Source organism: Coleofasciculus sp. F4-SAH-05 (assembly GCF_040222985.1).
Classification (GTDB): Bacteria; Cyanobacteriota; Cyanobacteriia; order Cyanobacteriales; family Coleofasciculaceae; genus Coleofasciculus; species Coleofasciculus chthonoplastes.
On the sequence record NZ_JAVKBY010000147.1, the window covers coordinates 1 to 10,950 of the forward strand.

Here is a 10,950-nt window from a genome sequence, read left to right on the forward strand (position 1 = left end):
AATAGATTGGGTACGTAGTGAGGGCTTTAGCCCTCTCCAGCTAGGCGTTAGAGAACTAAAGTTCTCACTACAAACAAAGTCTTATTTTAGCTGGGTCAGTCCAGTAGTGAAACCCGCCCCTACACAACTTCCCTCATCTCCCTCATCTTCCCCATCTCCCCCATCTCCCCCAGCTTCCCCAGCTATGAAACCACCTCATCATTATTATTGGGCTTGGGAGGTAAGGTACAACAGTTAATATCATTCAAACAAACTTTCCCCCACTGCAACGCCCAACGCACCAGTGCGACTCGATTATCGGTATGGGTCTTCTGCAAAATATTACTAATATGATTATCGACGGTACGCTTACTGATTTCCAAGTCCTGGGCAATCTCCTGATTGGTTAAACCAACGGCGACCAGGTCTACAATTTGTAATTCCCGGTCTGAGAGAGAAACCGACTTATCTGACTTGCCACCAGCCATAGGTATTTTGCCCTTGGTAAATCTACTTATGCCTTTTTAATTCTAACGAACTATGGGATACCTACACGCCAGAACTCATCATGGTTTGAGAGATTCTTTTTAACCAAAGGTTAAGGCTCTGGTAGTCTGAGGGAAAAGTTGAGGTGTATATTGCCGTGACTAATCCTCGTGTTCTCTGCCTCGGTGAAATTTTATTCGATTGCCTAGCTAATCAGGTGGGGCGATCTCTGGAACAAGTAGAATCCTGGACGCCTTATCCTGGGGGAGCGCCAGCGAATGTGGCTTGCGCGTTGGTTAAGTTGGGAACCCCGGCGGCGTTTATCGGAGCTGTGGGAGTTGATGAGCCAGGAAACCAGCTTGTCCAATTATTAGAGGATGTGGGTGTGGATAGTAGTGGGGTTCAACGTCATCCTACCGCACCAACCCGACAGGTTTACGTCCTGCGTTCAGAAAAGGGCGATCGCGAATTTGCTGGGTTTGGTGATTTTGACACGTCCCAATTTGCTGACGCTTTCCTTGATGCCTCGAAGTTACCCGAATCCTTATTTGAGGGGGCTGATTATTTAGTTTTGGGTACTCTGGAGTTAGCCTATCCCCAAACCCGACAAGCGATTTACAAAGCCTTGGATCTGGCTAATCGCTATGATGTCAAAGTTTTAGTGGATATTAATTGGCGTCCGATGTTTTGGTCAGATCCTAGTGAGGCAAAACCACTGATTGAAGAATTTGTCAAGCAAATCGATTTTCTTAAAATAGCCAAAGAAGAAGCTGAATTATTCTTTGATACCTCAGATGCAGGGGCGATTACCCATCGTCTGGATTCAGTAGAAGGGGTTTTGGTTACCAATGGAGATCAAGACACAACCTACTGTCTCGGTGAACAGGAGGGCATCTTCTCACCCTTTACCCTGAATGTGCAAGATACCACAGGGGCGGGTGATGGTTTTGTCGCTGGCTTTATTCACCAACTTTGTCAGAATGGGTTTAAATGTCTAGCGACGCCAGAGTCAGCACGAGATGTGGTCAAATACGCCAGTGCTGTGGGTGGATTAACGACGCTCAAACCTGGTGCGATCGCGGCTCAACCAACCCGACGCGAGGTGGAAGCGTTTCTCAAGGACAATGGTTAATTAGATGTAACGGTTTTCCTCAGATCAACCGTGCTGTTGCGATCGCTCTGTTTGATTTAAATTGTCTTGCGATCGCTTCTTGCGTTCTGCATATTCATGAAAGTTCACGACTTGAGGCTCAGAGGCAGGTATATCATCATTAGGGTTGGGTCGGGAAACCTCCGGTGGAAGGGGTGGAGCCATTGTTGTCAAGTGTTGAATCGGAGGCGCTTCAACTTTTTGATAGGTAACCCCACGAAATCGAAAGGTTTTCACCGATGACGGCTGAGGTTGTCGTAGCTGAACCCCTTGATTTCGGGGAACACCGTTACCGGAATTGGTAACACTCTGTTGAGTTATCGGGGTCAGCTTTCCGTTAACCATGGTTATTTTTTTCTGTTGTAGTAAGTCTTTCAATGTGTCCCAATTTTCTTGAGGATGCTGTTTTAGCCAAGCGTCCACAGCTTTCATACCTGGGACAGGAGGAAGACTAAATTGCATCAAAAGAATGGCGAAAACTTTTTCTTCAGTTGTCATTTTTTAAGGAGGTAAGGAAGCAATTGATTTGGACAGCATATACACTTTGCAGGAGTGATATATCTCTGAAAAAAGAAAACCCTGATGCTAATTTTCCATTTTGTTAAGAAAGTTATCTATAATTGTCTTCGCCATCCGAATGCAACTGCCTCAGCCATTTATCGTAAATTTTTTCAGCTATTTGGCGGATTGACCAGATTGGTCATTTTTCCTTTGTCCTTTGTCATTGTTCATTTGTTTGCTCCCCTGCTCCCCTTGCTCGGGTTTAGTGAAGTTTCTAGTGGGGGGACGAACGACGCTCAAACCCAGTGCGATCGCTCTGTCACCTGATGATCTTGCGATCGCTTCTTGTCTTCTGCTTATTCATGTTGAGGCTCAGACATGGGTATATCCATTACAGAAATAAGCTTCTGAAGGGAAAATTGTCAATAGCTTTTTCTTAAAGATTAAATGAAGATTAAGGACTATGTTAGTAAAGATTCTGTAAAGATGATGCTTCATTATAAATTTATGTTAGAAGAATATATATGCAATGTATGCGAGAAGCGATGTTGGGGTGAAAAATGCTCTTGGGAAAAACCGATAATGATGATAATACCTTAATCGTTCCCTTCAATGTTCTTACACCTAACCTAGAAGTATCATCAGCACAAGTCACTGATATTAATGGGAATCCGGTAACATCGGTAGCGGCAGATGAAACAGTTACTCTGTCTTGGACAGTCTTAAATAGTAGTACCACAGCAACGGCGGGAGCAAATTGGTACGATAGAATCTATATTTCCCAAGATACAACCCTTGACAGTTCTGATGTTCGGTTGGTGAACTATTTTATCAACTCCCATACACCGTTAGTGGCGGGAAATAATTATACAGTTACCAGTAACCCGATTATTCCAGAAATTGCTACAGGGGATTATTTCTTCCTGTTTAAGGCTGATGGCAGTGAGAACCAACAAGAAGCCGATGAAACTGATAATATTACGGCGATTCCGATTCAAATTGATGCACCGAATTTAGAAGTATCAGCAGCACAAGTCACTGATATTAATGGGAATCCAGTAACATCGGTAGCGGCAGATGAAACAGTTACTCTGTCTTGGACAGTATTTAATAGTAGCACCACGGCAACGGCAGGAGCAGATTGGTTCGATAGGGTTTATATTTCCCAAGATGAGACTCTTGATAGTTCTGATGTGCGGTTGGTGAACCAATTTATCAACTCCCATACACCGTTAGTGGCGGGAAATAATTATACAGTTACCAGTAACCCGATTATTCCAGAAATCCCGACAGGGGATTACTTCTTCCTGTTTAAGGCTGATGGCAGTGAGCAACAACAAGAAGCCGATGAAACCGATAATATTAGAGCGATTCCGATTCAGATTGATGCACCTAACCTAGAAGTATCATCAGCACAAGTCACTGATGCTAATGGGAATCCAGTAACATCGGTAGCCGTAGATGAAACGGTTACTCTGTCTTGGACAGTATTTAATAGTAGTACCACAGCAACGGCGGGAGCAGATTGGTGGGATAGAGTTTATATTTCCCAAGATACAACCCTTGATAGTTCAGATGTTCAGTTGCTCAACAGAAATACAGCATCATTGACACCGTTAGCAGCAACAGATAACTATACAGTTACTAACAACGTAACTATCCCGGAAATTGCGACAGGGGATTATTTCTTCCTGTTTAAGGCTGATGGCAGCGAGCAACAGCAAGAAACAGATGAAACTGATAATATTACCGCGATTCCAATTCAGATTAGTCCGCCTGCTGACTTAGTAGTCAATTCCGTAACTGCACCAGCAACAGCCAACTTTGGTGATACCATCACGATTGATTTGCAAGTTGCCAACTCAGGAATAGGAACGGCTACCAGAACATGGCGCGATCGCGTCTTTCTTTCTAGTGATAATAATATTAGTACAAATGATACTATCTTACTGACAGAATTGGCTCCTACGACTCTCGCTTCAGGTCAAACCTACAATCAGTCAGTATCCGTTACTTTACCCTTAAATAACTCCATTACAGCAGGGACTTACTTCCTTTTAGCTCAGACGGATAACCTTGAGCAACAGTTCGAGACGAACGAAACCAATAATGTTAACTCAACCCAAATCGAACTGACGATTCCGCCGACACCGGACTTAATTGTTAGTGACATTAGCGCTCCAACTACCGCTGTTTCAGGACAAGGGATAGAGGTTTCTTGGACATTGACGAATCAAGGGGATGGCACAGCTAGTGGCACTTGGACTGACCAAGTTTTCCTCTCGGACAATCTAACCGTTGGTAACGATCAATTCCTCGATTCCTTTACTTTTACCGGTACTCTTGCACCCGGAGAATCGATAACTCGCACCCAGATAGTGACTGCGCCAATCGATTTAGCAGGTGATCACTATTTCGTCGTTGATACGGATACAAATAACCAAATTTTTGAGTTTACTGAGGACAATAATAACAGCGCGATCGATGACCAGGCAATCAGTCTAGAATTGTCCCCTACTCCCAACCTGCAAGTAACCAGTGTTACCGCACCAACAACAGCCTTCTCTAGTCAGGAAACCGTTGTCGCATGGATTGTCACCAATAACGGCACGGCGGCTACCAGTACACCGATTTGGACGGATCAAGTCTGGCTATCTCTAGACCAAATCTTAGATAACAATGATACGTTATTGGGTTCAACAACGAATCCCAGTTTCCTCAATGTAGGCGATAGTTATAGTAATAGTAATAGTCTTACCGTTACGCTACCCCAAGGAATTGATGGTGATTACTTTTTCATTGTCCAAACTGATGCCGGGAATCAAGTCTTTGAATTAAATAACGAAACTGACAATAATGGAGTTAGTCAAATCCTCACTATTAACGACATTAACGAATCTCCCACAATTACCTCTAACTCCACTCCTAACCTAGATGAAAACACGACTCTAGTTACCACTATTACCGCCACTGATCCTGATGGCGATATTCCTACCTTCTCGATTACCGGAGGAAGCGATAGTAGTTTCTTTACCCTTGATGCCAACACCGGAGAATTAAGCTTTAACAACCCTGCCAACTTCGAGACTCCCCTAGATGCCGATGGAAATAACAGTTATGATGTAGAAATTACGGCTGATGATGGTAATGGCGGTAGCGATAGTCAATCCCTCACGATTACCGTTAACGATATTAACGAAACTCCCACTGCTAACAACGATAACTTCAGTACGGATGAAGCTACCGCCTTCACAACTGCCAATGTTTTAGACAACGACAATGACCCCGATTCTAGCGATACAATCAGCGTTTCTAACCTCGATACGACAACCACTTTAGGTTTAGTCATCAATAACGGTGATGGCACATTCCACTACGATCCAAATGGTCAATTTGAATCCCTCGCTGTCGGAGAAACAGCTATCGATAACTTCAGCTACACAATCGACGATGGTAACAGCAAAACTGACAATGCTACCGTTAACATTACCCTCAACGGCGTTAACGATATTCCCATTGCCAATGATGATAATTTCACCATCAACGAAGACTCTGCTTTCACCACAGCCAACTTCTTAGACAATGACAGCGACATCGACAGCAATGATACTCTTACCTTCGCAAGTATCGATACAAGCAATACCCTCGGCACAGTCACGCTGAATGCCAATAATACCCTCACCTACAACCCCAATCATGCCTTCGCTTTTCTTACCCAAGGAGAAACCGCTACCGACAGCTTTATCTACACCCTAGACGACGGCAACGGTGGCATCGATACCGCCACAGTCACCGTAACCATTAATGGTAGCAACGACGCACCCACCCTGAGTACCATTAACAAATCCGGGGATGAAGACACGACGATTTCCTTCACGGCGACTGACTTTACCGCTGTATTTAATGATCCGGAAGGTGATAGTCTCAGCCAAATTAATATCCTATCTCTCCCTGCTAACGGTATCCTCCGCTTAAATAATACCGCCGTAACCCCAGGGGAAACTATTGCGGCTATCAACCTAGATAACCTCAGCTTTACTCCCGATGCCAACTTCAATGGCACCACTAGCTTTATCTGGAATGCCTCGGATGGTTTCCTATTTGCCGCTGGTGCAGCCGTTAATCTTGCGATCGCGTCGGTGAATGATAACCCAGTGAGTGGAGATGATCAGGCTACGACTCTAGAAAATACAGCCGTAACTATCGATGTCTTGGCTAATGATAGTGATCCGGTAGAAGGAGACTCTGTATTTATAGACAGCTTTGATGCCATTTCCCTTTTGGGTAGCACAATTAGCCAAGATGATAACGGCACACCTAATGACTTAACTGATGATCAACTCGTTTATATCTAATGGTTACAGTACCTTAATTCGTGATAATGCTAGCAGTGAATTATTAGTGACAGTTTTAGGTGTATCGGACTCTTTAATTACTCAAGCTGACTTTACTCAGGGTTAGAAATCAAAGTCAGGACTTACGCAGCAACACCACTTATGGGGGTAAAGGTGCGTTACGCAAGCGCTAACACACCCTACGAATAGAGGCTTTGCGTAAGTCCTAAAAGTAAAAACCAATTTAAGATCGCTATTGTAGGCACAAAGCCTGCCAGCCGCGAGTCTAGCGCTTACTACAAACTGTTCCACCAGAAAGTTTCTACATCCCCATCTGCATTCATGTCATTATCCCAAAAGAAACAATCCCTGAGACACCTAATTGCCAATAAAATTGCGGCGACACCAAATCGGCGTATTTCATTTGCCGAATATATGGATTTAGTCCTTTATCATCCCCAACAGGGATATTATGCTACGGGTGCAGTTAATATTGGCTCGGAAGGAGACTTTTTTACCTCATCCCATCTGGGTCATGATTTTGGTGAGTTACTGGCGGAACAGTTTGCCCAAATGTGGCAGATTCTGGAACACCCTAAACCTTTTACATTAGTAGAAATGGGGGCGGGTCAAGGATTAGTTGCGGCTGATATTTTGAATTATTTATATCAACAGTATCCGGGCTGTTTTGCGGCGTTAGACTATATCATTGTCGAAAAAGCGGCGGGATTAATCAGTAAACAGCAGCAAGTTTTAAACCAGTTAAAGTTACCTAATTTACCGTTACGCTGGTGTAGCTTTGATGAGATATCGGACAATTCAGTTATAGGTTGCTGTTTTTCTAACGAACTCGTGGATGCCTTTCCAGTGCATCAAGTTGTGCTGGAAAAGAGACAGCTTCGGGAAGTGTATGTGACAACAGTAACGATAGAAGTAGATGAGATTCATTTTGGCGAAGTTACCGATGATAGTTCTACACCTCAGTTAAACGAGTATTTTCAATGGATGGGAATTGATTTATATGCGGGAGCCTATCCAGATGGATATCGGAGTGAAGTAAATTTGGCGGCGTTAGATTGGATGAAGACGATTGCTAATAAGTTAAAACGAGGGTTTTTGTTGACGATTGATTATGGGTATTCTGCCGATCGCTATTATTTACCCACCCGATATCAGGGAACATTGAAATGCTATTATAATCACCGCCATCATGATAATCCTTATGTAAATATTGGGCAACAAGATATTACCGCCCATGTAAATTTTACGGCGTTGGAACGGCAAGGAGAATTGTCTGGATTGCAAACCGTAGAATTGACCAAACAAGGATTATTTTTAATGGCATTAGGATTAGGCGATCGCATCTCAGCATTGTCAGGATTAGGAAGTCACCAGGGACAAGCGATCGCGGGGGCGCAGGATGTGATTAGAATTATGCAGCGTCGGGATGCCTTACATCAACTGATTGATCCCACGGGATTGGGGGGTTTTACTGTGCTAGTGCAGTCTAAGGGGTTGAGTCAAGAAAAAGCGCGATCGCTTAAAGGATTAACAGTTCCGCCAATGGCTTAATTTGTTGTATGTCCTTTGTCAAAAGATGTAGGGGCTTTCTTTAGGGATTAGATGAGTAAACCCACCTCAACATAAACAACTTGCACCCGCCCTAATCCCCACCTAAATTTATCAATTAACCTCAAACCCGACAACAAAATACACCTGATTTTCAACCGCGATCGCACGCCAAAGATGTAGGGAGATGGGGGATTGATGTGATCAGATAGGGTGGAGCAGGGCGGGTTTTGTAGAAAGGTTATCGGTTTGTCTGTTAATTTTGCCCCTAAACCCGCCCCTACATTAGATTCACTGCCCCGATATCAGATTTATATATTAACCTGAAACCGGATAATAAAACCCACCTGATTCTTAACTGCGATCGCATCCTAAAAATGCCGGGTATGAACATTTTTAACATTTCCTATTACAGCCGACATGCTTTATGTCCAGGCACAATATGCTACGTTTTCCACCAAGTATCCGGGATACCCGTCAAGTTATCTACACAAATCTTAACAAAGAAGCCGATCAGCCAATCAAACCTTATCGTGAATTCTAAGCATATATACTGTATAAATTTTGATGATTTATATGATGATTTATCATTTCGTCTTGACAAGTATCGGTTTGCATCACAAGTCGATGATTAGAGGATAACTCTATTTCTCTGGCTAGAAAATATTCTTAATAAATGGCAAATGACCGATGACCAATAACCATTAAGTCACAAAACTCCCTTAGAACTGGGAATCATTCCAGCGCGACGGGTATCAATTTCTGTTGCCATACGAACCGATCGCGCAAATGCTTTAAATGTGGCTTCAATAATATGATGAGAATTAATTCCATCCAGTTGGCGGATGTGCAACGTCATTTGGCTGTGGTTCACCAATGCGACAAAGAATTCCCGCACCAGTTGCGTGTCATAGGTGCCAACCCGTTGAGTGGGAATCTCTAAGCCATAGCTTAAATGAGGACGCCCCGAAAAATCGAGTGCCACTTGGACTAATGCCTCATCCAAGGGGGCGATAAAATGACCAAAGCGGACAATCCCTTTGCGATCGCCTAATGCCTGAGCAAATGCCTGTCCCAGTGTAATGCCCACGTCTTCATTGGTATGGTGATCGTCAATTTCGATATCACCCGTGGCTTTGACGTCTAAATCAATTAACCCATGAGAGGATAACTGGTGCAACATGTGATCCAAAAACGGGATACCTGTATCAGCACTACAGGTTCCTGTACCATCGAAATTCAGGCTCACCTGGACATCGGTTTCACCTGTGGTACGTCTCACGGTTGCTGTCCGGGCAGGGAATAGAGGAGGCTGAGACTGGGAACTGATATTTGTGCGATCGCTGGTTTGCATAGTCGCTTTTGACATTAAAACACCGTTTCTTATTGTCTCACACCTAATCACCTAGATTCCTATTCCATATCTTCCTCTAGAGATGCGCCATGGCGCGTCTCTACATTCATTTTTCGACGTATCAACTATTTAACTGACAACTATACCTTGCCCTGTTCCCTGTTCCCTGTTCCCTGTTCCCTGTTCCCTGTTCCCTGACATTTCAAGGAAGTTTTAACTGAGCTTGGGCGTTGAAAAACTGACGATAAATACCCCGAGTCACCAAGATTGTAGTGGTGAGGTTAGTTGTCGCAATCATAAACATGATTAAAATTTGGTAAGATGCCGCATTCAACGGGTCAATGCCACTCAAAAGTTGACCTGTAATAATTCCCGGTAATGTGACAATCCCCACCACCATCATTTGATTTAGGGTAGGAATCAATCCGGCGCGGATAGCATCTTTGCGGTATCCCGCCACGGCTTGTTGCGGGGTAGCGCCTAAACTCAGGTGCGTTTCAATTTCCAAACGACTACTGGTAATCGTACTTACCAAGCGTTCACCCGCGATCGCCGATCCATTCATGGCATTGCCCAAAACAATACCACCTAAGGGAATCAGATACTGAGGCTGATACCAGGTTTCCGGTTGAATAATCAGTAGATTGGTATAAATCAAGGTTAAGGCACTACAGAAGAAAATCGAACCGAATACTACCCAGAATAGTCGGGGTATTTTTTTCCCAATCCGGTTACGGGCGGTAATTGCTGCAATGGTTAGCATTACCAGTAAAACGGCTAAAACTGCCAAGGGGTTATCTAAGGCAAAGACAACTCCCAGAAAAAACCCCACAACCCAAAGCTGTATCACCGTTCGCCCTGTCGCGATCGCTAACGGTAACTCCAATCCTAAACCCTGCCAACTGGATAAACCAATGGCGATTGCCATCATGCCCAATCCCCAAACTAAATCAAAGGGGTCAAGTTGAATAAAAGCGTTCACACTGAGACTCTATCTCCTGTATCACCACCGCCATCATGCACGATAACTATACCACTGCTCAAAAAGCAACCATTCAACAACTCAAAACCCGCCTCGCCCAAGGGAAAGGACATATTACAGTTGTGGCAATGCGGTTTGATTACGAACGCGATCGCGAACGAAGTCTTCCGTCTGTGGTATTTGTACCCGAACTGAACATAAATTCTGTTCCCTGTTTCCTGTTCCCTGTTTCCTGTTCCCTGTTCCCTGACAAATGACAAATGACGAATGACGAATGACGAATGACGAATGACGATCTCTACGCTAGCATTTGCAGGAAGAGTAGGAAAACCAGCGTGGACAATCACATATTCGATTTAGTCATTGGCGGGTTCGCGATCGCGATATTAGCCGGGGGTTTACTGATGCTGTTTAAGGGAATCTTCGCATTTGGAGACCAAGACAAGCAGTAAACGCAATTGATGACCGGTCAAGTTTCCTTGTTTCCACCACCTCCAGGCAGTTCGATAACTGATTCCTGCTTTTTTGGCATAGTCTGAGAGTTTCATGTCTATATATTACCCAACATGACTACATCTGACTATATTCTTATTGA

10 protein-coding genes are annotated in these 10,950 nt (G+C 44.0%); 6 read left to right on the plus strand and 4 right to left on the minus strand.

Translation table 11 applies throughout. The annotated features are described in order from the left end of the window. Positions 1-182: 182 nt before the first annotated feature. A complete protein-coding gene (gene pedR / locus RIG27_RS17650; protein ID WP_446347257.1) occupies positions 183-467 on the minus strand; it encodes a photosynthetic electron transport-dependent transcriptional regulator PedR in 285 nt (94 codons plus the stop codon). Positions 468-622: 155 nt separating this feature from the next. Between pedR and RIG27_RS17655 the strand changes: the two genes are divergently transcribed. Further along, complete coding sequence (locus tag RIG27_RS17655) at positions 623-1,597, plus strand: carbohydrate kinase family protein (RefSeq protein ID WP_446347259.1); 975 nt, start codon at positions 623-625, stop codon at positions 1,595-1,597. A 24-nt stretch (positions 1,598-1,621) separates the two neighbouring features. On the opposite strand, the gene RIG27_RS17660 is transcribed toward RIG27_RS17655, so the two are convergent. Then, positions 1,622-2,113, minus strand: coding sequence for a hypothetical protein (locus tag RIG27_RS17660; protein WP_446347261.1), 492 nt, complete (start codon positions 2,111-2,113; stop codon positions 1,622-1,624). Positions 2,114-2,197: 84 nt separating this feature from the next. Between RIG27_RS17660 and RIG27_RS17665 the strand changes: the two genes are divergently transcribed. From RIG27_RS17665 to RIG27_RS17675, 3 genes are all read left to right on the plus strand, one after another. Then, on the plus strand, positions 2,198-2,443 hold the full coding sequence (locus RIG27_RS17665) for a hypothetical protein (RefSeq protein WP_446347262.1): 246 nt from the start codon (positions 2,198-2,200) through the stop codon (positions 2,441-2,443). A 239-nt stretch (positions 2,444-2,682) separates the two neighbouring features. After that, the gene (locus tag RIG27_RS17670; RefSeq protein ID WP_446347264.1) at positions 2,683-6,471 is read left to right on the plus strand and encodes an Ig-like domain-containing protein; all 3,789 of its coding nucleotides are present in this window, start codon (positions 2,683-2,685) and stop codon (positions 6,469-6,471) included. 321 nt (positions 6,472-6,792) lie between these two features. Further along, entirely contained in the window at positions 6,793-8,022 is a 1,230-nt protein-coding gene (locus RIG27_RS17675; protein ID WP_446347266.1) for a class I SAM-dependent methyltransferase, read from the plus strand. A 706-nt stretch (positions 8,023-8,728) separates the two neighbouring features. Here RIG27_RS17675 and hisB read toward each other — a convergent pair. Beyond that, positions 8,729-9,373: an imidazoleglycerol-phosphate dehydratase HisB gene (gene hisB, locus RIG27_RS17680; RefSeq protein ID WP_446347274.1), complete on the minus strand. Its 645-nt coding sequence runs from the start codon at positions 9,371-9,373 to the stop codon at positions 8,729-8,731. A 202-nt stretch (positions 9,374-9,575) separates the two neighbouring features. Further along, a complete protein-coding gene (locus RIG27_RS17685) occupies positions 9,576-10,355 on the minus strand; it encodes an ABC transporter permease (RefSeq protein WP_446347268.1) in 780 nt (259 codons plus the stop codon). A gap of 35 nt (positions 10,356-10,390) precedes the next feature. Between RIG27_RS17685 and RIG27_RS17690 the strand changes: the two genes are divergently transcribed. Next, positions 10,391-10,612 carry a hypothetical protein gene (locus tag RIG27_RS17690; protein WP_446347270.1) on the plus strand — a complete coding sequence of 74 codons (222 nt, stop codon included), beginning with the start codon at positions 10,391-10,393 and terminating at the stop codon, positions 10,610-10,612. Between the two features lie 24 nt (positions 10,613-10,636). Further along, positions 10,637-10,807, plus strand: a complete 171-nt coding sequence (locus tag RIG27_RS17695; RefSeq protein ID WP_446347272.1) for a hypothetical protein — start codon at positions 10,637-10,639, stop codon at positions 10,805-10,807. The last annotated feature ends 143 nt before the right edge of the window (positions 10,808-10,950 follow it).